Annotated in this window: 22 protein-coding genes, 1 pseudogene and 1 riboswitch; all 23 genes and pseudogenes read right to left on the reverse strand. The window is 48.3% G+C overall.

Annotated elements, in window-relative coordinates; all coding sequences use genetic code 11:
* A pseudogene (locus tag RTV33_RS00840) lies at nt 1–741 on the reverse strand (carbamoyl-phosphate synthase large subunit); the annotation flags it as partial.
* Complete coding sequence (gene carA, locus RTV33_RS00845; protein WP_312640540.1) at nt 741–1,850, reverse strand: glutamine-hydrolyzing carbamoyl-phosphate synthase small subunit; 1,110 nt, start codon at nt 1,848–1,850, stop codon at nt 741–743. The gene carA and the pseudogene RTV33_RS00840, both read right to left, overlap by 1 nt.
* Before the next feature lie 103 nt (nt 1,851–1,953).
* Nucleotides 1,954–2,886, reverse strand: a complete 933-nt coding sequence (gene pyrF / locus RTV33_RS00850) for an orotidine-5'-phosphate decarboxylase (RefSeq protein WP_312640542.1) — start codon at nt 2,884–2,886, stop codon at nt 1,954–1,956.
* Nucleotides 2,887–2,942: 56 nt separating this feature from the next.
* Nucleotides 2,943–4,208 (reverse strand): dihydroorotase, encoded by a 1,266-nt coding sequence (locus RTV33_RS00855; RefSeq protein WP_312640544.1) that lies wholly within the window; start codon nt 4,206–4,208, stop codon nt 2,943–2,945.
* Nucleotides 4,208–4,744 (reverse strand): bifunctional pyr operon transcriptional regulator/uracil phosphoribosyltransferase PyrR, encoded by a 537-nt coding sequence (pyrR, locus tag RTV33_RS00860; protein ID WP_312640546.1) that lies wholly within the window; start codon nt 4,742–4,744, stop codon nt 4,208–4,210. Before pyrR ends, RTV33_RS00855 begins: the two co-directional genes overlap by 1 nt.
* A 360-nt stretch (nt 4,745–5,104) precedes the next feature.
* Nucleotides 5,105–6,631: a lysine--tRNA ligase gene (lysS, locus tag RTV33_RS00865; RefSeq protein ID WP_312640547.1), complete on the reverse strand. Its 1,527-nt coding sequence runs from the start codon at nt 6,629–6,631 to the stop codon at nt 5,105–5,107.
* A 133-nt stretch (nt 6,632–6,764) separates the two neighbouring features.
* Nucleotides 6,765–7,244 (reverse strand): transcription elongation factor GreA, encoded by a 480-nt coding sequence (greA, locus tag RTV33_RS00870; protein ID WP_312640548.1) that lies wholly within the window; start codon nt 7,242–7,244, stop codon nt 6,765–6,767.
* Between the two features lie 131 nt (nt 7,245–7,375).
* The gene (locus tag RTV33_RS00875; protein ID WP_312640550.1) at nt 7,376–8,248 is read right to left on the reverse strand and encodes a hypothetical protein; all 873 of its coding nucleotides are present in this window, start codon (nt 8,246–8,248) and stop codon (nt 7,376–7,378) included.
* 104 nt (nt 8,249–8,352) lie between these two features.
* Entirely contained in the window at nt 8,353–9,621 is a 1,269-nt protein-coding gene (locus tag RTV33_RS00880; RefSeq protein WP_312640552.1) for a S41 family peptidase, read from the reverse strand.
* A gap of 141 nt (nt 9,622–9,762) precedes the next feature.
* Nucleotides 9,763–10,956, reverse strand: coding sequence for a peptidoglycan DD-metalloendopeptidase family protein (locus RTV33_RS00885; protein WP_312640554.1), 1,194 nt, complete (start codon nt 10,954–10,956; stop codon nt 9,763–9,765).
* Between the two features lie 110 nt (nt 10,957–11,066).
* Nucleotides 11,067–11,825, reverse strand: a complete 759-nt coding sequence (locus tag RTV33_RS00890) for a permease-like cell division protein FtsX (RefSeq protein ID WP_312640556.1) — start codon at nt 11,823–11,825, stop codon at nt 11,067–11,069.
* Nucleotides 11,822–11,965 carry a hypothetical protein gene (locus tag RTV33_RS00895; RefSeq protein WP_312640558.1) on the reverse strand — a complete coding sequence of 48 codons (144 nt, stop codon included), beginning with the start codon at nt 11,963–11,965 and terminating at the stop codon, nt 11,822–11,824. The genes RTV33_RS00890 and RTV33_RS00895 overlap by 4 nt, the downstream gene beginning before the upstream one ends.
* A gap of 1 nt (nt 11,966) precedes the next feature.
* Nucleotides 11,967–12,641 carry a cell division ATP-binding protein FtsE gene (gene ftsE / locus RTV33_RS00900; protein ID WP_312640560.1) on the reverse strand — a complete coding sequence of 225 codons (675 nt, stop codon included), beginning with the start codon at nt 12,639–12,641 and terminating at the stop codon, nt 11,967–11,969.
* A gap of 93 nt (nt 12,642–12,734) precedes the next feature.
* Nucleotides 12,735–13,820 (reverse strand): helix-turn-helix domain-containing protein, encoded by a 1,086-nt coding sequence (locus RTV33_RS00905; RefSeq protein ID WP_312640562.1) that lies wholly within the window; start codon nt 13,818–13,820, stop codon nt 12,735–12,737.
* Nucleotides 13,821–14,096: 276 nt separating this feature from the next.
* On the reverse strand, nt 14,097–14,819 hold the full coding sequence (locus RTV33_RS00910) for a pseudouridine synthase (protein WP_312640564.1): 723 nt from the start codon (nt 14,817–14,819) through the stop codon (nt 14,097–14,099).
* Nucleotides 14,816–16,156, reverse strand: coding sequence for an MATE family efflux transporter (locus RTV33_RS00915; protein WP_312640566.1), 1,341 nt, complete (start codon nt 16,154–16,156; stop codon nt 14,816–14,818). The genes RTV33_RS00910 and RTV33_RS00915 overlap by 4 nt, the downstream gene beginning before the upstream one ends.
* Before the next feature lie 85 nt (nt 16,157–16,241).
* Nucleotides 16,242–16,940, reverse strand: a complete 699-nt coding sequence (locus RTV33_RS00920) for a DUF4830 domain-containing protein (RefSeq protein ID WP_312640568.1) — start codon at nt 16,938–16,940, stop codon at nt 16,242–16,244.
* A 92-nt stretch (nt 16,941–17,032) separates the two neighbouring features.
* Nucleotides 17,033–18,211 (reverse strand): cation:proton antiporter, encoded by a 1,179-nt coding sequence (locus RTV33_RS00925; protein ID WP_312640570.1) that lies wholly within the window; start codon nt 18,209–18,211, stop codon nt 17,033–17,035.
* A gap of 48 nt (nt 18,212–18,259) precedes the next feature.
* A riboswitch (Fluoride riboswitch) is annotated at nt 18,260–18,333 on the reverse strand.
* Nucleotides 18,334–18,576: 243 nt separating this feature from the next.
* On the reverse strand, nt 18,577–19,071 hold the full coding sequence (locus RTV33_RS00930; RefSeq protein WP_312640572.1) for an L-2-amino-thiazoline-4-carboxylic acid hydrolase: 495 nt from the start codon (nt 19,069–19,071) through the stop codon (nt 18,577–18,579).
* Between the two features lie 79 nt (nt 19,072–19,150).
* Nucleotides 19,151–20,548, reverse strand: coding sequence for a Sapep family Mn(2+)-dependent dipeptidase (locus tag RTV33_RS00935; RefSeq protein ID WP_312640957.1), 1,398 nt, complete (start codon nt 20,546–20,548; stop codon nt 19,151–19,153).
* A 5-nt stretch (nt 20,549–20,553) separates the two neighbouring features.
* Nucleotides 20,554–21,861, reverse strand: coding sequence for an ABC transporter permease subunit (locus tag RTV33_RS00940; RefSeq protein WP_312640574.1), 1,308 nt, complete (start codon nt 21,859–21,861; stop codon nt 20,554–20,556).
* A 1-nt stretch (nt 21,862) separates the two neighbouring features.
* On the reverse strand, nt 21,863–22,894 hold the full coding sequence (locus RTV33_RS00945; protein ID WP_312640959.1) for an ABC transporter permease subunit: 1,032 nt from the start codon (nt 22,892–22,894) through the stop codon (nt 21,863–21,865).
* A 10-nt stretch (nt 22,895–22,904) separates the two neighbouring features.
* Nucleotides 22,905–24,506: a sugar ABC transporter ATP-binding protein gene (locus RTV33_RS00950; protein WP_312640576.1), complete on the reverse strand. Its 1,602-nt coding sequence runs from the start codon at nt 24,504–24,506 to the stop codon at nt 22,905–22,907.
* Between the last annotated feature and the right edge of the window lie 178 nt (nt 24,507–24,684).

Genomic DNA, 24,684 nt, shown 5'->3' on the forward strand with positions numbered 1-24,684 from the left:
GCTGTCGCCGGTATGTATGCCGACGGGGTCGACATTCTCCATTGAGCAAACAGTGATGCTGTTGCCGTTTCGGTCGCGGATGACCTCAAATTCAATCTCTTTCCAGCCGGAGATACATTTTTCAACTAAAATTTGTGTGATGGGAGATAAGCGCAGACCGTTTTCTGCAATATCCTGCAGCTCTGCTTCATCGGTTGCAATGCCGCCGCCTGTACCGCCCATGGTAAAGGCCGGGCGCACAATTACGGGGTAATCGATCACCTTCGCAAATTTCAGCGCATCCGTAATGTTATCTACCACCTTGGATGGGATACAAGGCTCACCGATGCTCTCCATCGTATCCTTGAACATCTGGCGATCCTCCGCCTTGTCGATGGTTTCGGGTGTCGCGCCCAGCAGCTTCACGCCGTTTGCGGCGAGAAAACCCTCTTTTGCAAGCTGCATCGAAAGGGTAAGTCCGGTCTGCCCACCGAGGGTTGAAAGCACGCTGTCGGGGCGTTCAATCTCAATAATGCGCTTAATTACATCCAGAGTAAGCGGTTCGATGTAGATTTTATCTGCCATCGCCTTATCGGTCATAATGGTGGCGGGGTTGGAGTTGATGAGTACAACCTCCAGGCCCTCTTCCTTGAGTGCGCGGCACGCTTGTGTGCCTGCGTAGTCGAATTCCGCCGCCTGCCCGATTATAATAGGGCCGGAACCGATCACCAAAACCTTTTTAATATCACTGCGCAATGCCATTATTTTTTCCCCCTTGCATTCATCATGTTCACAAATTCGTTTATGTAGTGGTGCGTGTCCCCTGCGCCGGTAAAGGCTTCGGGGTGAAACTGAATGGAAAATGCAGGGGTGTTTTTGTAAAAGATGCCTTCGCAGGTGTTGTCGTTGATGTTGCGGCAAAACACCTCACAGGTGCTTTCGTCGAGCGAGCTGCCTTCTACTGCATAGCTGTGATTTTGCGCCGTTACAAAGGTTTTTCCGAGGCGCAGGTCCATCACAGGCTGATTGCCGCCGCGATGCCCATGCTTTAGCTTGGTAACCTTGCCTCCCGCAGCACAGGCGAGCAGCTGATGCCCCAGCCCAATGCCCAGTACGGGTGTTGTGCCGCCCAGCAGGGGTTTGATGTTCGCAATCATATCACTGCAGTCGTCGGGGTTACCCGGACCGCCTGCGAGCACAATACCATCGGGCTGCTGGCTGAGCGCCTCGGCAAGCGGGGTGCTGCAGGGCAAAACTGTGACGTCATACCCCTGGTCTGTAACGCCGCTGATGATACTATACTTGCAGCCGAAATCGTAGAGGGCAATGCTGCCCTTGCGCTCACCTTGTGCCTTGTACAGGGTGCTCTGCTTGACAGAGACAGTCTCTACCGCGTTTTTTAGCCGATGATCTTTAAGCTCTGCCAGCAGAGCCACCTTGTCGGAGATTGGCTCGGTAGTGATGACGCCATTCATCGTACCGTTTTCCCGTAGATGGATGGTAAGCGCGCGAGTGTCGATATCGTAGATGCCCACAATACCCTGCGCCTTTAAAAACGCATCTATCGTTTGCTCACTGCGGAAGTTGGAGGGTACATCACACCATTCGCGTGCAATATATCCCGCTGCGTATGCTTTGGCAGATTCGTTGTCGTCCTTGTTGATGCCGTAATTTCCGGTGAGCGGAAAGGTTTGTGTAATAATCTGTCCGCAGTAGCTTGGGTCGGTGATGGTCTCTTGAAAGCCCACCGCGCCGGTGGTAAACACCACCTCACCGATCCCGCTGCCCTGCGCGCCGAAGGATTTCCCCTCAAAGACCGTGCCGTCCTCCAGCAGAAGTGTCGCTTGTTTTGTTTCTTTACTATATGACATATCTTCTCTCCTTTTTCCAGCGGCTATTACCGCAACCCCGTATTGCGGGGTTACCCCCGCGGGTACGCGGGCAGCGCCCGCAAATAAGACAACTCTTCTTAGATTACAAATGAATTCCGCCCGTCAGATGCTGAGTGATGTCCTGCTTCATCCGCAGAGCCTCGCGGCGCGCCGCCTGCGCAAAATCGTGCTCATCACAGCCCTCTTTCTGCCAAGCGCAAAGAATTCCGCGTGAGGAGTTGACGATTGCACCGAGACCTTTTGCATCGAACGCACCGATGACGTCTTTCGCCCCGCCGCCCTGTGCGCCGTAACCCGGCACAAGAAAGAAGGTGTGCGGCATAGCAGCACGCAGCTCGGCAAGCTGCTCAGGGTAGGTAGCACCTACCACTGCGCCAACCGCAGAGTAGCCAAGCTCTCCCATTGCGCTTTCGCCCCATTTTTCGCACATTTCACCCATAATCCGGTACACTGGTTTGCCGTCGATCAGCCTATCCTGCAGCTCACCGGATGATTTATTGGAGGTTTTGCACAGCACAAAAACGCCCTTGTCGCGCTCTTTGCAAATATCGATAAGAGGAGCAATGCCGTCGGTGCCGAGGTAACCGTTTACGGTAAGTGCGTCGCCGCCGAATGCCTCTATACGATCGTCACCAACTTGAGTGGTACCGAGATGTGCGATGGCGTATGCTTCCATGGTGCTGCCAATGTCGTTGCGCTTGCCGTCTGTGATAACGTACATACCCTTGCTCTTTGCGTACTCAATGGTTTTGTACAAAGCCTTCATGCCATGGTAGCCAAATGCCTCGTAGTATGCACACTGTGGTTTCACGGCGGGTACAATATCGCACAGCGCATCAATCAGCGCCTCGTTGTATTCTAAAATGGCACGTGACGCACCACGCAGGTTACAACCGTATTCCTCAAAGTTTTTCTGAACAATATAACTTGGAATGTATTCCAGCTTTGGGTCAAGACCTGCCACGGTGGGGTTTTGTGTTTCAACAATTCTGCTAATCAGCTTATCAAATGACATAATATCTCCTCTTTCACTTTTCTATTTTAATATTCATTTTATTCGGCTTTACAATTCTACTCATCTTGATAGACAATTTCGCCGTTTAAGATGGTGTACTTTACGCGCCCGGTAAGCGTTCTGCCGTCAAACGGGGTGTTGCGCGATTTGCTCTTAAAGCGTGACGCATCCACTGTCCACAGTTCGTCGGGTGCGAACAGCGTGATATCGGCGGGCTTGCCAACGCTGAGCGTACCGCCCTCTACCCCTAAAATTTCGGCGGGGCTTTGCGACATACACTGCACAATTTCGCTCAGTGGCATGCCTTGCTTGTGGTATAGCTCGGTGAGCGTTGCAGCCAGCGAGGTTTCGAGCCCTACAATTCCGTTGGGCGCGTGCAGAAAATCCGCCTTTTCCTTAGTAGAATGCGGCGCATGGTCGGTAATGATGCAGTCCAGCGTACCGTCCCGTACGCCTGCAAGCACCGCGTCCACATCCTCCTGCTCACGCAGTGGCGGGTTCATGCGAAAGTTTGCGTCGCGGCTGCGCAGCAGCTCGTCGGTCATCATAAAATAGTGGGGTGCTGTCTCGGCTGTGACGTGCACGCCGCGCGCCTTTGCCTGCCGTATAATTTCAACTGAGCCTTTGGTGGAAACGTGCGCGATGTGAACACGCCCGCCGGCTGCTTCGGCAAGCTGACATTCGCGTTCGGTAATGCTGTCCTCACTGAGCCTATCCATCCCCTTTACGCCAAGCTCCTCGGAGATTCGCCCTTTGTGGATGATGCCGCCGTCGATCATTTTTAAATCCTCGCAATGGCTAATGACCAGCAAACGGTTCTGCACCCCCTGTAAGAGTGCCTGCTCCATCATTTCATCCTGCTCTACCGGTCTTCCATCATCGCTCACCGCTACGGCACCCGCCGCTTTGAGCGCGGCAAAATCGGTAAGTTCTCTACCCTGTTCGCCCGCCGTAATCGCCGCCACAGGGTACACTTTGCAACTCGCTTTCGCCGCCTGTTCTAAAATGTAGCGCAACACCTCAGCGCTGTCAGCAACCGGATTGGTGTTGGGCATACAGGCAACTGCGGTGAAACCACCCGCCGCAGCCGCGGCACAGCCACTCGCAATATCCTCTTTGTAGGTAAATCCGGGGTCGCGCAGGTGCACATGCATATCAATCAGCCCCGGGCATGCGACAAGCCCTTGTGCATCAATGCGCTGCGAACCGGTATCGGGCAAATCTTTGCCGACCGCGGCGATTTTACTGCCGCGGATGAGGATATCCATTACGCTGTCGATTCCGTTTGCAGGGTCAATCACTCTGGCGTTTTGAATCAGCACTACTCTTCCTCCTCACATAAAATCACCACACGGTCGATTCCGTCTTGTTCGGCAACGCAAACTCGCACTTTTTCGTCCGTGGAGGTGGGCAGGTTCTTACCGATAAAATCGGCACGGATGGGCAGCTCACGATGCCCCCGATCGACCAATGCGGCTAGCTGTATTTTTTCAGGTCTTCCGCGTGCCATCAGCCCATCAATAGCGGCACGCACACTTCGACCGGTGTAAATAACGTCGTCCACCAGCACCACCTTTTTATCGGTTACATCAAAGGCGATTTGCGAGCGATCCTCGGTATCACGCCTCATATCGTCGCGATACGGGGTGATATCGAGATACCCCACCGGCACACGCACACCCTCCAGCTCGGCAATGCGTTTTGCCAAACGCTTGGCGATAGTCGCCCCGCGGGACAGAATGCCAATGATGCAGATATCGCCAAGCCCTTTATTTTTTTCAATAATTTCAAACGAAATTCTGGTAATGGCTCGCCCCATGGCGTTTGCGTCCAGAATCTCAGCCTTTTCTTTCAACATCTGTGATGCCTCCTTATCGCCGTTATCATATAAAAAAACGGCATATCCGACTCTCAACAGAGACCGGACAGGCCGTTTCTAGCTACTATCACCACACTCCGCAAGCACACATTTGCCTGCAGATATGCCGTATTATTCACTGATCACTACCTTGCCAGCCTCACGGGACTAACTTAAAGGGTTGTGTGTTTTGTATTATTATAACCGAAAGTACGGTAAATGTAAATGCAAAGTTTCGGCAAATCGTGGAACAAGATGCGGGATTTTTTGTATGACTTGTCGTAGAGTATGACTCTGATGTATGCCTGCTTTGCAACTTACCGAAAAAGAGCCGTCGCAGCGGACGGCTCTTGACTGTAATTACTTATTGCCTGCAATCGGCTTCATTGTGGGGAACAGCAGTACATCACGGATGGAGGCGCTGTTGGTAAGCAGCATCACCAAACGGTCGATGCCGATGCCTAAGCCGCCTGTTGGGGGCATACCGTATTCCATAGCGGTAAGGTAATCCTCATCCACATCGCAAGCCTCATCATCGCCCGCAGCCTTGGCGGCAGCTTGTGCCTCAAAGCGTCCACGCTGGTCGATGGGGTCGTTGAGCTCAGAGAATGCATTGGCATGCTCACGTCCTACAATAAACAGCTCAAAGCGCTCGGTGTAATCGGGGTCGGTGGGCTTTCTTTTCGCCAGCGGCGAAATCTCCACAGGGTGATCCATAATAAAGGTGGGCTGCATCAGATGCTCTTCCACGTAGGTTTCAAAGAACAGGTTAAGAATATCGCCCTTCTGATGGCGCTCCTCATACCCGATGTGATGCTCTTTTGCAAGTGCTCTTGCCTCTTCCAGCGTTTTCACCTTGCTGAAATCAACCTTACCGTATTTGAGCACCGCGTCGGACATGGTCAGACGCTCAAAAGGCTTGTCGAGGTCAATTTCGGTTTCGCCATAGGTAATTTGAGCCGTACCGAGAACTTTTTTTGCAACGGCACGGATGAGGTTCTCGGTAAGATCCATCATACCGTGATAATCGGTAAACGCCTGATACAATTCAAGCAGTGTAAACTCGGGATTATGGCGGGTATCCATACCCTCGTTACGGAATACACGGCCAATTTCGTATACCTTATCAAAACCGCCGACAATCAGTCGTTTGAGGTGAAGCTCCAAAGCAATGCGCAGATACATATCAATATCAAGAGTGTTGTGGTGGGTAATGAACGGTCTTGCAGACGCACCGCCTGCGATGGAGTGCAACACGGGGGTCTCAACCTCTAAAAATCCTGTATCATTCAAATAGTTGCGAATTTCGGTGATGATTTTAGAGCGTTTTACAAACGCGTCACGTACATCCGGGTTTACGATAAGATCCACATAGCGCTGGCGAAAGCGCATATCGGTATCCTTGAGGCCATGCCATTTTTCAGGCAAAGGCAGCAGAGATTTTGAGAGTATGGTAACTGCATGCGCTTTGACCGAAATTTCACCGCGTCGTGTACGGAACGCAATACCGTCAACACCGACAATATCGCCGATATCAAGATAGTTATGCAGGTTCTCGTAAGTTTCTTCCCCTACCACGTCAATTTTTACGTAGAGCTGAATGCGTCCGGAGGCATCGCGCAAATCCATAAACGCAGCCTTGCCCATGTCGCGCCAAGACATAATTCTGCCCGCGACGCGAACTTCTTTTTCTTCGTATTCGTCAAACTTGTCCACAATATCTTGCGCGTAAGCAGTGGTATCGTAGGTTGTCATTTTAAAAGGGTCGTTGCCGGCACCTTGCATATCTGTAAGCTTGCCGCGGCGAATTTGCAAAATTTCTGAAAGCTGCTGCTCGTTTAGTTCTTCATTTTCTTCCGGGGTGTTAACGTTCTGGTTTTCCTGCATTTATTTAACCTCCATTTGCCCGCGTACAAGGCAGCAAGGCTGCTTGCAGACAGACGTTCTTTTTCACTTGACATAACCTCAAAAATGCAGGCTATAGTCCATAGCCCGCATTTCGTATATCCTTACAGTCTCATCATCTGGTAACATTAAGAATCTCATACGGTACTGTGCCACTGGGGGCATCAACACTAACTTTATCGCCAATTGTTTTACCAAGCAGTGCCTTACCCAAGGGTGATTCATCCGAAACCTTGTTGTTCAATGGGTCAGACTCGGTGGAGCCCACCAAATAGTAATCTTCAATCTCATCAAACTCTAAATCTCTCAGCTTGACCCTAGAACCAACACTTATGGTATCATGTGCTATTTCATCCTCGTCCAGCACGCGGGCAATCTTGAGCATTGCTTCTACCTCGGCGATACGTGCTTCTACAATTGCCTGCTCGTTTTTCGCTTCGTCGTATTCGCTGTTCTCGGAAAGATCGCCAAAGCCGCGTGCGACCTTGATTTTTTCAGCAACCTCTTTACGCTTAACTGTTTTTAGCGTTTCAAACTCCTCCTGGAGCTTTTTTAGGCCTTCTTCTGTCAGAATTATCTCTTTTGCCAATTTCAATCTTCCTTTCCGGGGTGATACCGACCTCGACAACCACAGAATAATACGGCTAAATTGCCGTTGGTAACCCGCAAAACAAACTTTTACGGGTTACCAAGTTCTTTCTATTATAGTCGAGCGTCTGCTCAATGTCAAGCCCGTGTTGTAATATTTGGATAATAATGGGGTTTTTGGGAATCGTTTTGCTCGAGATATTTTGCAATCTCTGAGGGATGCAGTAGATTGTCTTTGCAGCGCAGAGTATGTGCGGTAAGCTTGGTTGCACCCTGCCAACCGCTAAGCTCATACAGGGCACCGGCAAAATCAAGCGGGGTAATCCCCTTTGGCACGTAAGCTGCCAGCTCGCCGCGTGGCTGAATTTGCATGTCGCCCACAAGTTTGCACACCGACGGTATGTCTATATTGCCTGCCGTAAGTACCGGTGCATTCGTCACAATTTTGTCCAGTCCCTCATCACCCGGGCACACCACCAGTATCGAGCTGTCAAAGTTGTCTAAACTGTCGGTCACCACAATGCTCGCACCGAGCTCCTCCATCAGCTGCTCAGAAAGAAGATTGTAGCGTTCAACCTGTGAGGTTGCAACCTTGACGGTAATGCAGTGGTATAATAGCTCGGGCACAAAATCAATGTAATGCGCCATGGGGTCAACCAGGGTGACTATTTTGCGGTAAAGCGGCAGCTTGCTGTGGCGGATAATCTCAACGCAGGTGTTACACAGTACCCGCAGGGTCAATGCGGTGGGTACAAAACGGCGAAGGGCATAGCCCTCCGGAATGCTGAGCTGGCGGGGCAGCACCAGGTTCCTGCCTGCACGCCCGCAAAGTGCATCAACCTTGTCCCAATCCACCTGCATGCTTTGGGCGGTGAGCAGTGCGTAGCTGCCAAACGGAGTGTCTACTGCTTCTGCTTTCATTTTACGTTGTTTCATTCTATGCAAAAGTCGGGCAAATATGCCTTCATCTTGCTGTTTTTCTATGCGCAGCACTGCAAACAAACCGCTCACCCGCCTTTTATGCCGTTTGAAACATCATATGCCGCGCAGAATAAAAAATATGACTGCCGCGCAAAACACCTGCGCGGCAGCCTAGTGATTAAGTTTTACTGTTGCTATTTTTCAGCGGATGCTTTGCTGGATGAGGATTCATCGGTTGCAGCCTCGCTTGATACGGATTCCTCTGCTGCCCTGAGCAAGCCCTGAACTACTTCAACGGCTTTTTTCATCTGCGGGTCGGTATTTTCATCGAGCGTGGAAAAAGCCTTCTCCTCTTCAGCTGAAAGCTTCACCTCGTAATCAGGCTTAACACCCACCAGATTAAAGCTTTCGCTGTTTGGGGTTTTATACACAGCGGTGGTGAGTATAATCGCCGAGCCATCGGTAAGCTTGATGACATCCTGTTTGGTGCCCTTACCCATTGTTTTGGTTCCAACTGTTTTTGCCTTGCCGTAATCTTTGAGCACCTGTGCGATGATCTCGGCCTCACGGGCGGTTTTTTCGTTGGTAAGAATAACAATGGGCATATTCAGTGCCTTGGAGTCGTTGGTTTCAGTCTGCACGGTTTTGCCGTTTTTATACGTTGCCGTTACAATGGGCTGAGCCGGCAAAATGCGATCGAGAATTTTGACAGCGGAATCGAAAATGCCACCGCCGTTGTTACGGAAATCGATGATAAACGATCTCGCACCCTGATCAAGCTGTTTTTCAAGCTGCTTGATAAATTGCTCGTCTGTTGTATCGGAAATATTCGAAACCCGCAGATAGCCAATGTTGCCCTCCAGCATCTTTGGAAAAACCGACGGAATATCAACATAACGTCTGGTAACCTCAAAGTTGTTATCCTCGCTGTCACGTCGAATCGTCAAATTGATTTTTGTGCCGGGCTCGCCTTGCAGCATCTCCTGCATCTGCGCGCTGTTCTCGGCTTTAACCTCGGTATCGTCTATCTTAATGATCAAATCGCCGACTTTCAGCCCCGATGACTCCGCAGTGGAACCGGGGTAAATGTTGGTGATGACAAGATAGCCGCTGGGGTCTTTCTCGGTGACAACACCAATACCTACAATTCTGCCCTCGGCTGTCTGCGATTCTTTCTTATAGGCTTCGGCCGTGTAATACTTTGCATACGCGTCTCCGCTGCCCTTTGCGTAACCGGAGGACAATGCGTCCATCAAAAGCTTGTCGTCAACCTGCCCCGCGTAATTGGTACGGAAGATTTTATCGATTTCCGAAAGCTTGCTGTAGATTGCTTCTCTTTCCTTCAGGTTGTATACCTTGTCGTTAAACACGCTCATGGAAAAAACCATGGTCATCGAGAAAGTTACCGCAGCTACAATCGCCATCAGCGTGAACAAGGCGCCGATTGATACCTTTTTATTCATCTGATTACTCCAATCTGTCTAAGGCTTCTTTGAAAACGGAACATTGCCGAGTATTTTGCTGCAAGGGCATTTGCCCTTGCAGCAGAAATAAGCAAATCATGAAAGTTTATAAAAGCCTCTGATAGTTGCCGCATAAAATGTCTAAATATTAAAGTAGTTTGCAGGGTTTACCGCCGTACCGTTCTTACGGATTTCAAAGTGAAGATGCGGTCCGGTGCTCCAGCCGGTGGTGCCAACCTCGCCGATGGTTTCACCCTGTGCAACATAGTCGCCCACGCTGACGTATACGCTGTTCTGATGCCCGTACAGAGTGGACATGCCGCCGCCGTGGTCGATGATGACATATCGTCCGTAGCCCCTGCCTGGGGTATAGGAGTTGGAAGCATAGATTACCTTACCGGCGTTTGCTGCGCGAATGGGCTGCTGGAAGATTGCCGAGCCCGAAGAGTTTCTGCCCGCAATATCGATACCGGTGTGGTAGTCACTGCCGCCGAAACGCCAGCCAAAACGAGAGGTGATGGTTCTAAAACCGGTAACAGGCCACTGAAAATCGCCGCCGACGTAATCACCGATCGACTCATTTTCAGCGTAGATACGCTGAATTTCAGCCTGTGCCTCTTTCTCTTCCTTCTGCTTCTGTGCCTTCTGCGCTTCAAATTCTTTTTGCAGGTCGGCAAGCTGCATCTCCTGCTTTGCAACCTCCTGTACTTTTACAGCGAGGTTTGCTTTCTGTGCGCTCATGTCAGATTTATCTTCTTCCACCTGCGCTTTATTTGCCTGAATTTCTGCAAGAGCCTCCTCAATGGCACGCTTTGCTTCGAGCAGCTCATCAATCATCTTTTTATCATGTGCAGAGGTTCGCTGCAGCATCTCGGTGCGGGTGAGGAAGTCGGAGTAAGAATCCGCACCGAACACAACACCCAGCACAGTTGAGTCGTCGTTGAGATACATGGCACGCATACGTTGCTTAAACTGTTCATAGTTTGCATCAATTTGCGCTTGCTTGTCCTTAATCTCGCTCTCCTTCTGTGCAATATTGCCTTCTAGGGTACCAATACGGCTGGTGAGAAGCTCGATTTCCTGCTGAGCTAGATAAACCTGATTTTGAAGCTGTTTCTTTTCTTTTTCTTTTTTTGATTTGTCATTTTTCGCCTTATCGATGTCCGCCTGAATTGCTGCCTGCTCCTTTTTAAGAGCCGATATTTTACCATTCAGATCGTTGATTTCATCCTTATAGGAGTCATCTGCTGCTTGAAAGGGGGCAGCCTGTGCTACGACCAGCACAGTAAGACAAACTGCGGCTGCCGCGACCCTTTTCCACAAATTTTTTCTCATCTTTTCAGTAGCACGTCCTTTCCTCTTTTATCAGTGATGATTTGGGGCAATTTTGTTGCACATTTTCACTAAATGTTTGAAATTGGAAACTGTGCACAAACAAGAACCCGCTACACTTTCAAATAATTACGTACAAAAATCATACTGCCTACAACACCAATGCCAATGCCTCCGGCTGCAAAACCACCAAATAACTTGAGCCCAAGCTGCTGGAATGGAATAATGCTGCCGTTGATCGACTGAATCCAAGTGGATGGATTTTGTGTCAGCCAGTCGAGCAGATAATTGTATCCGCCCCACAAGATAAAATACGCAGAAATTGCAGAAACTAAGCCCAAAATCAAGCCCTCTATCATAAAAGGAAACTTGATAAAAAGATCGGTTGCGCCCACGTATTTCATAATGCTGATTTCTTTACGGCGATTAAATACGGTAATTTTAATGGTATTTGCAATAATGATCAAAGTAACGCCGATTAAGAGCACTACAATGCCCATGCCAAACAGAATTACCAACTTTTTAATGCTGGTAAGCGTTTCCGCAATTTCAGTCGGTGCCTTCACGGAATCGACACCTTCCATGCCTTCGATATCCTTGACCGTATTTCTTAAACGCGAAAGATCATTGATTTTAACACGGTAGGTATTCGGATAAAAGTTGTCGTCTTCACGGAGAAGTTCACCCGCCTCGCCGAGTTTTTCTTTCTCGGTTTCGAATGCCTCCTCTTTTGAGACAAACACAATGTTCATAAGGTTGTCGACCTTGTTCAGCTCGGCGTCAAATTCATCGATTTCACTTTGCGACATATCGTCGTTAAGCACAATCACAATTTCGTTTTGATCCTCTACGTAGCCCACTATGCTGTTCATATTACACTCAGCAGCACAGAAGAACCAATAAGCAACATACAAACGGTCAAAACGCCAATGGATGCAAGCGACATCAGCCGGTTCACCCAAACATTTTTCGAGCCATCCTTTAATAAGTACCCAAAACTACTTCCTCTCATATTATTGCCTCCATTCCAAATCGTCAGCAATAATATGCCCATGCTCAATTGTCAGAACTCTGCGGTTAAACTGCGCCACCAAATCGTGCTCATGTGTTACCATGATTACAGTTGTGCCAACGTTGTTGATCTCGTTCAAAAGGTCGACGATTTCATAAGATAATTCGGGATCGATATTGCCGGTAGGCTCGTCCGCAATAATAAGACGAGGGTTGTTGACCAGTGCACGCGCTAGTGCGACACGCTGCTGTTCACCGCCCGAAAGCTGGTCGGGCATACATTTTGCCTTAGAACCAAGCCCCACCAGCCCTAAAATGTAAGGAACACGGCGACGGATGTCGCGGGGGGATACGTCAGTGACGCGCAACGCAAATGCTACGTTGTCAAATACATTCATACTCGGAATTAACCGGAAGTCTTGAAACACTACGCCAAGCGAACGGCGAAACTTTGGAATTTGCCGGCGTTTCATTTTAGAAAGCTTAAAGCCGTTGACCTCAACCTCACCCGAGGTGGGAACCTCCTCGTGCAGCAACATCTTGATAAGCGTGGATTTGCCCGCGCCCGATGAGCCCACGATGAAAACAAACTCTCCGTCTTGGATCTCTAAATTTACGTCCTTTAGAGCCACTGTGCCGTTTTTGTAGGTTTTAGACACATTGGTAAATTTTATCACTTGCACACCGCCCTCTAATCAGGACTGCCATTTTTAAACCTCCAAAATGGCATAATACCGCCTTGGAGGTCAAAAACTCGCTAAAAAAGTCCTTTAATATTTGATTGGATTGGCTGTTAGGTATTTTTTAACCATAAGTGCAACCTTGAAAATAATTGCATGGTCAAATTCTCTCAAGTCTAAGCCCGTCAGCTTCTTGATCTTTTCCAGACGATAAACGAGGGTGTTTCTGTGAACAAACAGTTTTCTGGAGGTTTCAGAAACGTTCAAGTTGTTTTCGAAGAACTTCTGGATTGTGAACAGGGTTTCCTGATCCAGACTTTCAATCGAGCCCTTTTTGAACACCTCGCGCAAGAACATCTCGCACAGAGTTGTAGGCAACTGATAGATGAGTCTCGCAATACCTAAATTGTCATAGCTGATAATGGATTTTTCGGTATCGAACACTTTACCGACTTCAAGCGCAACCTGTGCCTCTTTGAACGAACGCGCAAGATCCCTAACGCCGTCCACCGAGGTGCCAATGCCCACAATTGCGCGGGTGTGGAACTCGCCGCCCAGTGTATCTACAATGGAGCGTGCAAGCTTCTCGAGATCTTTCACTGCAATGCCCGTTTTAATCTCTTTGACCAGAACAATATCCGATTCGCTGATGTTGAACACAAAATCCTTTTGCTTATCGGGGAACAGGTTCTGGATGACGTCAAAGGAGGAGATGTCGTTCGCCGCGACGACTCGAATGAGAAGTACCGCGCGGGATACATCGGTGTTAAAGTGCAGCTCCTTTGCCTTTACAAAGATATCGCCGGGAAGAATGTTGTCCAGAATGACGTTTTTGATAAAGTTGTTTCTATCATACTTTTCATCGTAGTACTGCTTGATTGTGAGCAATGAAATTGCAAGAACGCTGCAAAACTTGGAAGCAATCTCATCGTTCCCCTGCACAAACACTACATACTCCGGCTTAATTCTACTGCCAAAAGGCTTGTAGGTAAAGCCGTCTTTGGTGAAGGTATCGCTGATATCCATATTTTCAAAGGATGCAAGCTCTGCCTTCTCGCCAATTCTGGTCAGGTCACTGCAGGAGATGATTGTCTCCGAATCGTCGATCACACCAACTATTCTGTCAATGGAATCTCGCATTTGATGGATTACGCCTTGAAACAGTCTGTTCGACATAAAAATCCCCTCTTTGCTTATTATATTCGGCAAATTGCCGAAAGCCATTCGCTGTCATGATTGCCAATCATATTTATTCTACCGAATATTTTGTCAATTTGCAACACAATAAACAAAAAAAGTTGTGGATGAATGTGCGAAATCTGCAATTTTTTTTTCTAGTATCATCCTAAGTACCCATTTTAAACTATTTTTATGAGAAAAATGTGAACAAACAACCCTTTTGTTCCTTGTTTCATCCAACATCGGTTAATATTTTTGTAATAATTACAAATGTTAAATTTTTGTCGTAATCTGTTTAAGCTCATCTTGAGTGAGCTCTCTGCATTCACCCGGGGCTAACGATTCATCAAGGTAAAGTGCGCCCATGCGTATGCGCTGCAAATGAACCACCTTGCGCCCAAAATGCTCAAACATCCGTTTGATTTGGTGGTACATACCTTCAATGAGAATCACCTCAACCAACTCCCGCTTGCCTGTTTCAAGTATTTTAAGGCGTGCAGGCTTGCAGTCGGTGTTGAGGTCGAGCGCGAAGCCCTCTTCAAACTTTACCATAATTTCTTCATCAATCGGCTGGTCCAGTTGTGCAATATAGGTTTTAGGTACATGGTTTTTTGGCGAAAGAATACGATGAGCAAAATCGCCATCGTTGGTGATGAGTAGAAAGCCAACCGTATCCTTATCCAGCCTGCCGGCAGGAAACAATCCGTCACGCAGCAGCTCCTGAGGAACAAGGTCAATTACCGTACGCTCCCTGTTGTCGCGGGTGGCAGAAACCACCCCAGCCGGCTTATTCATCATAATATAGCTGTATTTTGAGATTGAAACCGGCTCACCGCAAAGCGATACCTTGTCCTTCTCCATATCGATTTTCAGGTCTGCCGATTTCACCACTAAGCCATTGACACTCACCAAGCCCTTGCGCACCATGGCTTTTACGTCCTTGCGCGAAAAGGTGGATTGTGCCGCCAGCAGCTTGTCCAATCGTTCGGGTTTCATAGGGTACCCCCCAGCGGAATTTTACTTTGAACCTTTTTGTAGTAAACCGTACCAACAATATCAGCAAAAGCCCAGCCGATAGGGATAGCCCACCAGATACCGTCCAGCTTTAGAAAAGGTACCAGCGCGTATGCAAGCGTTACACGTGTGCCAAGAGAAATAACGGACAGCACGATAGACATTGTTACGTTGCCCAGCCCGCGGTACAAACCGTAGAAAAGGAACAGATAACCAATGAGGCAATAAAATGCGCTTACCACGCGCAGGTAGTGCCCGCCAATGGCAATAACGGCTGTCTCGGTTGGGCGCACAAAAATCAGCATCAGCTGATCGGAAAACAGCCATACCAAAGCTGAAATCACCAGACAAAATACGGTAATCAGCAGTATGCTCACCTTAATGCCCTCACGAATTCGCTGCTGCTTTTGCGCACCCTTGTTCTGTGCAATATAAGTGGCAAAAGCATTCCCAAAATCCTGCACCGGCATGTAGGCGAACGAATCAATCTTAACTGCCGCCGCAAACGCAGCCATTGTGGTCGCACCAAATGAGTTGACCAGCCCCTGTATCATCAGAATACCGAAGTTCATAACAGATTGCTGTACCGAAGTTAACAGCGAATAGCTTGCGGTCAAACGAAAGATGCGTTTGCTGAAGGTAATTTCTCTTAATTTAAAGCTTAAAAAATCAATCTTTTTGATACAGTAAATTAGGCATAAAACCGCCGATAACAACTGCGCAATCACCGTTGCAATCGCCGCACCCTCAATACCCATCTGAAAGTTGATGACAAATACAAGGTCGAGCACTACGTTTGTAAGTGCTGCGAGAATAAGAAAATACAAGGGTATTTTTGAGTTGCCCAGCGCACGCAGCAGCCCCGCCGCCCAGTTGTATAAAAACGTGAAAAAAATTCCACTAAAAATGATAAGTAAGTAGCTTTTTGTGTCCTCCACCAGTTCGGCGGGTACATTCATAAGTGTGATGATGCCATCTACAAAGACGATTGACAGCACGCTGAGCACCAGCGATGTCACACCAATAAAAATAAAGGATGTAGAAATACTGCTTTTCAGATCCTCAAAGTTTTTCGCCCCAAAAAATTGTGAAAACACCACCGACGCTCCCATGCAAAGCCCAAGCAAAATCGAGGTGAGAAACACCATTAGTGTAAACGAAGAACCTACCGCTGCCAGCGCTTCTGTGCCAACAAAACGCCCTACAACTATGGAGTCCACAACGTTGTAGAGCTGTTGAAACAAATTACCGATTACCATTGGGATTGCAAATGCAGCAATCACCTTTGATGGCGCGCCGGTAGTTAAATCTTTTACCATTTGATACACTCATTTCTTAAATTACTGCATATGAGTATACCATAAAAAATAAAAAAAGGCACGCTTTTGCGCACCTTTTATAGAATTACTCCTCCCCTTGCAACGCTTTCATGATTTCAGCAAGATCCTGTGTCATGGTATCCTCAACCGGCGGTTCGGCAGAGGGGTCTGCTATCACTTCCTCTTCAGAGGAAGATTGAGCCAGCACCCCACCCAAGGGCTGCTCAGTCACCGCAGTCTCCTCGTCGGGTAACGGCAGCTCCTTGACGGTTTCCATTGCAGCGGAGTTAGCCGCAAAGCCATGCATAAAGCCATTCAACTCGGTAGAACAAACGTCGCCCCCAATCACTTTCCCCTGCAGCACTAAGATATTAATCCGCGCATTGTCGGGGTAATCGGGGTAATTTGTAATTTTATAGGTATAACGTTTGCAGCGCTCGCCCTTGTGTTTTTCGAGGTTAAAGTTTTGCTTTTTCTGTAAATTGTTGTATTGGTCATACACTTCGTCAAACTTTTCGGGGATTACAATTTCCGCAATCTCCTCCGCTTCTTCTTCCACCTGCCAGCCGAACTGCGAGATAAACGTATGGCGGTCTTTTTCGGTTTTCGCCACCCCTTTGGAGGCATTTTTGCTGATTTTCGTACTGGTCTCCAGCTCAACTTTTGCGTCGGTGCTTGAAATGCGCAGCCCAATGCCATATACTAACAGCGCAATTACCGCCACAAACATAATGCCCAGGCCCAAAAGCCGCCTGCTTGATATTTTATAGGATTTTACAAACATAGCCACTCCCCCAACTGATTTTTGTCTCATCACCAATATATGAGGGGCAGGGACGAAATATATCAAATCTGTACTGTGACGTATCACACTTTTTAAGGGCCCTGCAATAATCGGCGGTAGCTCTTGTCCACGCCAATTGCACCGAGCGGTGCAGTAATAAGAATTGAGAGTACCGCCACTGTCAATACAAGCTGCCCACATGGCAGCCCCATCGAAAGCGGTATCGCTCCGATTGCTGCTTGCACCGTAGCCTTTGGCAGGTAGGCCAACATGCAAAAAATTCGTTCTTTTACATTGAGGGCTGTTTTGAGCAGGCAGCACCATACACCGAGCATACGAAGCATCAGTGCTCCTAAAATAACCAGTACCGCCATTCCCCCTGCCGACAGCGCATAGCGGAGGTCAACTGTAGCCCCCACCAGAACAAACAATAATATTTCAGCCCCTACCCACAGCTTTGAAAATTTGACGGCAAGCCGCGGCGCGAGTGTCGGGCAGGTTTGCAGAATTGCCGCACTCATACTCATTACCGCCAACAAACCCGAAAACGGTACAACCGTACCAAGCTGCCTCTCCAAAGCCATCAGCAAGAACGATATGCTGAGCAGGATAATAACCTTGGTAGAATCGCGGATACGCAGGCGGCGAAATAACACCGAAAGGCACAGCCCCGCCACAATGCCTACTGCAAGCCCCGTTAAGATGGATACCGGAACCTGTACAAGTGATGTAGCTGAGAATTCTTTGCCACCTGCAAGCCCTGTAAACGAGGTGAACAGCACGATGACAAAGACATCATCCACCGATGCACCCGCCATAATCAACTGTGGAATACCCTTATTGGTACCGTAGCGCGTTTCAATCAGCCGCAGCATGCGCGGCACCACCACTGCAGGCGAGACCGCAGCAACAACCGTACCCATTATGGCAGCCTCTAGAATTGTAACTCCCAACAAAGGCGGAGCAAGAAGTATTACGCCCGCAATTTCAAACAGCGCCGGAACAAAGCACATTAAAACAGCGGGTCTTCCCACCTTTTTCAGCTCTGCTACATCCAGTGCCAGCCCCGCACGTGTTAGAATAATTACTAGCGCAAGCTGCCGCAGGTCGGTAGAAATGGCCAGAATTGAACTATCTAGCAGATTCAGTGCGTAAGGGCTCAGTAGCATTCCAGTAAGCAGCATTCCCAGCAGTGGCGGCAGTTTTAAGCGCCTAAACAGTGAACCAAACAACAGCCCCAGCAGAAAAATGAATGCAAGACTTGTTAACATAAAAAATCCTCCTGCGCAGAAATAAAAAAGCTGACAATTTCTGCGATAAAAATCACAGAAGTCATCAGCTTAAAAAGCGGTTTTGGCGTTTGCCAAGGGAGAACCTCATTCCCTTTTATTCCTCGGTTAGTTTAGCACGAGTAAAATGTTTTGTCAACAAAAAAACAGCAAAGCATCGCAACCTATTTATTTTTGATGGTGAGTGTTCATCACTTGACAACTGGTTTTAAGAAATAAACCCTGGTTGGTATGACAGCATCTTGTGGGTGCTGTTTCAATTACTTAATTGCACCTTTAAAAAATCGATTTCAACACGATAAAAGCCGCTGTCAAAACTCTGACAGCGGCTTTGCCATTTATAAAGACTATTTGTGGAAGTGCAGACGGCATACACCATCGCCTTTGGCAATGGTTTTTTCGATATCCAGTTTCAGCCCCATGCTCTCGGCAATACCACGGTCGCCATCCATAGCGATGTCACAGAGCAGTTCCAGGTCTTTTCCCTCGTAGCCCAGTTTCTCCCAAGCCTGTACCAGCGGGCACTGGTTGAATTCAGCGATTGCATGGTCATGGTCTTTTTCCAGAACAGTAATCTCCATATTTTTGCTGCCCTGCTCGTGGAAAAACGCTGTTGCAAAATCTGCCGCGCTGGTAGGATCTTCGCACTGAGCTTTGTATGTTGCAGCATGAATATTCCCGCACTTTCTGATTGCAGCTCTGCCGATCTTCTCGAAATCCATATTTCCTTTTCTTGCTTCCTCCAGCAGAAGTGCCATCCAGGTTGCACGATGCTCAACCGCGCCTCTGATCTGTAGAGTTGTAAAATCGGTATACTTTGGTTGATTGTGTTTAATTGCCATTGGTAATTCCTCCTAAAATTTGTTTTTATTTACAGTAAAGTATGTATGCCATACCTTTTGCCAAGTGTCCGCTATCCGGTCAGACAATCTTGTCGAGTGCAAGCAAAGCCTGAATGTAAATCTTCACTGCATTTTCTAAATCTTCTATGAGAATACATTCATTCGGCTCATGGCCGCTGCCAAAAAGCCTTGGTCTGTCATTGCGCCCCGGTCCGTAGCCAACCGCATTAGGCAATTTGCGGGCATAGGTTCCCCCGCCCATGGTATAGGGTTTTAAATCAGTCCCCAGCGTATGGTTGCAAATTTCGTTGAGTGCCTGCACCTCCAGGCTGTCGCAGGGCACATAGGCCGGAGGGTTATTGCTAAGCTTGGTAATGTGGAAACCGGCCAGCCTAAACTGTTCCTGCAGGCGCTGTTTCATCTCCTGCACAGGAGCCTCAATCGGGTAACGGATGTTGAAATCCAACTCCAGCTTCCCATCTGCCATGCGCAGGATGCCGCAGGTATGCGTCAGTTTTCCGGAAGCTTTGTCTTCATAGGGAACTCCAAGCGATGCCCCATAAAAATCTTCCAGTAAACAGGCGACGCTCCCGAGCTTTTCCTGTGTCGGAGTTCCCAGCTGCTTAACCTTTGCCAATGCTGCGCACAAAATAGCAACCGCATTGACCGAACCTTCTGGGAAGGCAGCGTGTTTTCCGACACCTTGAGCACTTACAAGCAGATTTTCATCCTGTGTACAAAGAGTGACTCGCTCCAGCCCGGTTAGCACCTCCACCGTCTCAGGAGTGGGATTGCTAATTACCGCAAACGCTTCGGCTGCCACCACATTGGACGCCTGACCGCCTTGAAGCTGCAACAAGCATGGACATTCCAGCTCTGCTTGAACCTCCATTTCAAGGATTCCTTTTTCCCCGTAACTGACGGAAAAGGAAACGTCGGGAGTGAAGGAAAAATCCGGCGGCGTATTACGCGAGGTGTAATATACGATATCTTCCATGCCCGATTCCTCAGCACAACCAAGATATAACTGCACTGTTTTTTCCAGCGAAATTTTATGCTCCTTCAAAAACTTCATAGCATAAAGAGCTGCTATAGCGGGGCCTTTGTTGTCGCCCACGCCACGTCCTACCAGATATCCGTCGCGGATGTCTGCCTGATAGGGGTCTTGAAACCATCCGTTGCCCTCAGGCACTACATCCAGATGAGCGAACATGCCGAGCTTTTTTTCCCCAGTTCCCGGAAGGGTTGCAAGACCATAGTAATACGCATCATTTACGGTCTCCAGCCCGGCTTCTGATGCCAGCTGCAGGGCAATATCCAGTGCCGATGCGACCTCTCTGCCAAAGGGATATTCTCCATCCGGAGCCGATCGGACACTTTTGCAGCTCACCAGTCGAATGATTTGTTCTACCATTTCATCCTTATTCCAGGCAATCCATTGGTCGATCTGCTGACCGAAGGCGTCGTCAAATTTCATTTGCACTAAATTAACCGCTCCTGTTTTTTGTTATTAGCCATTACTTTCCATGCATGCAGCGCCAAAGATACGCTGATGACACCGTACGCAATAAATACGCGGAAATATTCGCCGATCTGCGGGTCGTTGAACAGTTCCTTGCCCGCGAGAGGGGATACGATAAACAGCAGATGGAACAGCAACACACCGATAATGGCTTGTTTGTTCGTTGCCTTGGCCACCGATGCGCCACCTACCACAATGGCAGCTACCGCAAAGGTTCCCACCTGCTCATGGCTGGCGTAGGTGTTAAGGGTACCGATATTCTGCAGGTAGATGATCTGACCCCATGCAGAAAAGATGGTGGAAAGAATGATGGCGATAATGCGGGTGCGGTCTACATTAATGCCCGCCACCTGCGCAACGGCCCCATTCTGCCCAATTGTACGGAAATCCTGACCCAACTTGATGCGCATAATCAGGACATTAATCAGACACAGCAGTGCAATTGCTGCCATAGTTGCCACCGGGATGTCTACGAAAGCGAGCATCATCTTAAACTTGCGGTTAGATGCCACAAAAGCCAGGAATGCAATGCTCAAAACCACCATTGCGATGTTCTTGATTAAAAGCTTTTGACTTACGGAAACACCATCCCGCTTGATTTTTAAAAGATGGCGCACAATTTGGAAGACTGCCAATGTGATTACTGCCGCCAGCACGATTGTCACGGTTTTGTCCATCGACAGCTTCAAACATCCGTCCAGAGAATATTTCAGTGTTCCGGTCAGATCGACTGTGTTCTTAATGCCGGCACCGGAATTGATCATCATAACCGGGTTTTCCATTGGGATGACTCTGCCTACCAGAAACAGGTAGATAAACTGGTAAATACCGTTTGCAAAGAAACCTAAAATCATAGTGGTAATCATTTCATTGCCTTTGGTTTTGTTTAATATCTTACCGGTTAAGTAACCAAACAAAATGGCGAAAGGCATGCTGAGCAGCAGCGTCAGCAAAAAGCCGCCAAAACCTGTAAAGCCCCAGTGCACGGCAGATATAATTGCCATCTGCCCTGCCATGGCACCGATTACGATTCCGAAGTTTAACCCCATACCGGCTACTACCGGAATAATTAGGGAGAGTACCAAAAAGGTATTACGCGCGAATCGGTTAACCAATTCCTCCAAGACAAAGGACAGCGGCTGTTTGGAAAGAAAGAAGCCGCCAACACCAAGTACGAGGAATACGATGACGACCATATTCTGCGATAAAAAGTGGGTAAAGCTATCCTTAAACTGGTTATTTGTTTTTTTATTTTGCAATGGGGTCATTTTATTCACCTCTCTTTACCTTTGTCAATGCGTAGATAATAATGCCGTTGCTCACCAAGATGCGGACAATTTCCGCCAGATTCCCATCAGGAGCGACCTTGTTTGCCACTGGCATTGCCAACGTCAAAACTCCTTGGAATAAAAAGGTGCCGATGAGTACATTGCTGATGCTGGCAGTTTTTGCACTGGCGCCACCGATCAAAATCGCGGCGACTGCTGCAAAGCCCATCATCATCGGCGCCTGATAGAGCTGGAAGAAACCAAAGCTCTGGGCATAAACAATAATACCGACTGCACCCAGCACCGTGGAGAAAATGGTACCACCAATGCGGTAACGATCTACATTAATGCCATTCGCCTTGGCAAAATCGGGGTTCTCACCTGCCGCGCGCATAATAACGCCGGTTTTGCTACGGAAAAACAGCCATACAATTAGGCACATTAGCAGAGCAAATAAAATTAATCCGGTGGGGATGGAAAAATGCTCGCCGATTTTTATTGCCAAGAAATTATCCAGCAGTTGTCCATATTTTTCTGATACATCAATCGTAGTCCTCAATCCCTTACCAATTGGCCATACCAGTTCGGGGGCGTTGAACGGGAGAGTAACCCACGAAATACACATCAGAGAGATCACGGAGAAGCCCATATAGGTAGCAACCATCATCTCCGAGCGCTTAACCTTGTTGAGCAACATTCCGTAAAGTCCGCCGACCACAACGCTAAACGGAATAGAAATTAAAATGCCTATGATAAAGGCCGGAAAGCCTGTAAGTCCCATTTCCAGAGCGATTAGGCCACCCAGCAGTCCACAGACGATGCTCAGCGGCAAACCGAAATTCAAACCGATTCCGCAGGCAATGCCCGGAACCATTGAAAGCACCAAAGTTGTGTGCATACCAAACCTCACCAGGACATCGGTGGCGGTCATTGCCATGGGGATATCGTATACGCCAATCATTGCACAGAGGAAGAGAAAAAACGCAATGATAATCAGGCGGGCGGTTCCTATCTTTGCAACTAAATTCTTCACAGAGGTCAACTTATTCTACCTCCTTCTTATATTTATCGTAGTTTCCTGCCATCATCAAGCCATAGTCTGCATCGCTGTCAAACGGAGACAGAACGCCTTCTACCTTTCCGTTGTAAATGATGGCGACGCGGTCACATACCGAACGCAGCTCAGCCAGCTCGCTAGAAGTCATGACAATGGTGACACCTTCTTCGCGATTGATCTTGAGCAGGTATTCCAACAGAATTTTTTTAGCACCGATATCAATGCCGCGGGTAGGTTCGGAGACAAAAAGGAGTTTGGGGCCGGTGGTTAATGCACGAGCCATACATACCTTTTGTTGGTTACCGCCAGACAGCCTTCTGGTAATCTGTTGGGGGCTTGTGCAACGAATATCCAGTTCTCGAATCATCTCCTCGCTGCGTTTACGCATTTCCCTACGGTTCAGAAAACGGAACGGGCCTACCCGTTTGAGGTAACTATGCTTAATGTTAAGCGCTGTCATTACAATATTCTCTTCAATAGAGGTATCCAGTAGCAATCCGTTGCCTCTTCTGTTTTCAGAAACGATGGCAATGGATCGGGACAAAGAATTCTTGGTATCCGCCAAATCCATCTTTTCTCCCTCGAAATAGACCTCTCCTTCTGCCGGAAAGAGACCCATAATGCCGTTGGAGATTCCGATTTTTCCCTGCCCGGCCAAGCCGCCGATGCCGAGGATCTCTCCTTCTTGAATCGACAGAGATACATTTTTAACCTGTTCACCAGGCATCTGCACCCTCAGATTTTTAATCTCCAGAATTGTCTTACCCGATTTCTGGCGCTTATCGTCAGTTGCGTCTACCATGTGATCAATCTTACGGCCAACCATCAATTCAGCCAGCTGCTTGGCATTTGTTTGCTCCTTAGGCATCTGTGCTACCATTTCGCCATCTCGTAGAATGGTGACGTTATCTGCAACCTCGATGACCTCATCCAAGCGGTGGGTGATGAAAATAATCGCTATCCCTTTGGCTGCAATCTCTTTCATGATTTTCAGCAGGGTTTGGGCCTCGCTTTCGGTAAGTACCGCGGTGGGCTCATCAAATACCAGTAGCTTAATATTCTTTTTATCAATTTCGCGTGCAATCTCGACAAACTGCATATGCCCTACCGGCAGCCCAGACACCAGCGCATTCTCGCTGATATTCATACCCAGCTCATCCAGAGAGGCGCGCGACTCCTTTTTCATCGCGGCAACATCCAGAACGCGCACTTTTGGCCCGAACACATAGCTCAGCGGGTTTGGTTTGGTGATTTCGCGGTTGAGCTTGATGTTTTCTGCAACGGTAAAGCCCGGGATCAACATAAACTCCTGATGAACCATGCCTATTCCAAGTTCCATCGCCTGGTTGGGCGATGATATATTAAGCTCTTTTCCTTCGGATTTGATGCTTCCGGAAAATCCACCGGTAGAGTGGATTACCGACATGCCGAACAGGATATTCATCAAAGTGGACTTGCCCGCGCCGTTTTCCCCCAAAAGCGCATGGATCTCTCCCGGCTTTATGGAAAGGCTTACACCCTTTAGCACCTTATTGCCAAAGTACTCTTTTTGGATGTTTTCCATCTGAAGAATGTAATTGTTTTCCATCCTCTTTTCCCCTTTCATTTCTCTATTGTGTGAATGGACGGGAGAATATCTTCCTAGTGTCAGGCACGTAAAAAAGCCCTATGAGCCATAGGGCTTTCTCACAGACCTAACCAGCCACAATACGGAAATTTCATGCCGACGAGCGGGAAAGGTTCCGGCTCATGGGCACTGCATGCTT

The sequence above is a fragment of the Hydrogenoanaerobacterium sp. genome (genome assembly GCF_032017025.1).
Taxonomy (GTDB): Bacteria; Bacillota; Clostridia; order Oscillospirales; family Ruminococcaceae; genus Hydrogenoanaerobacterium.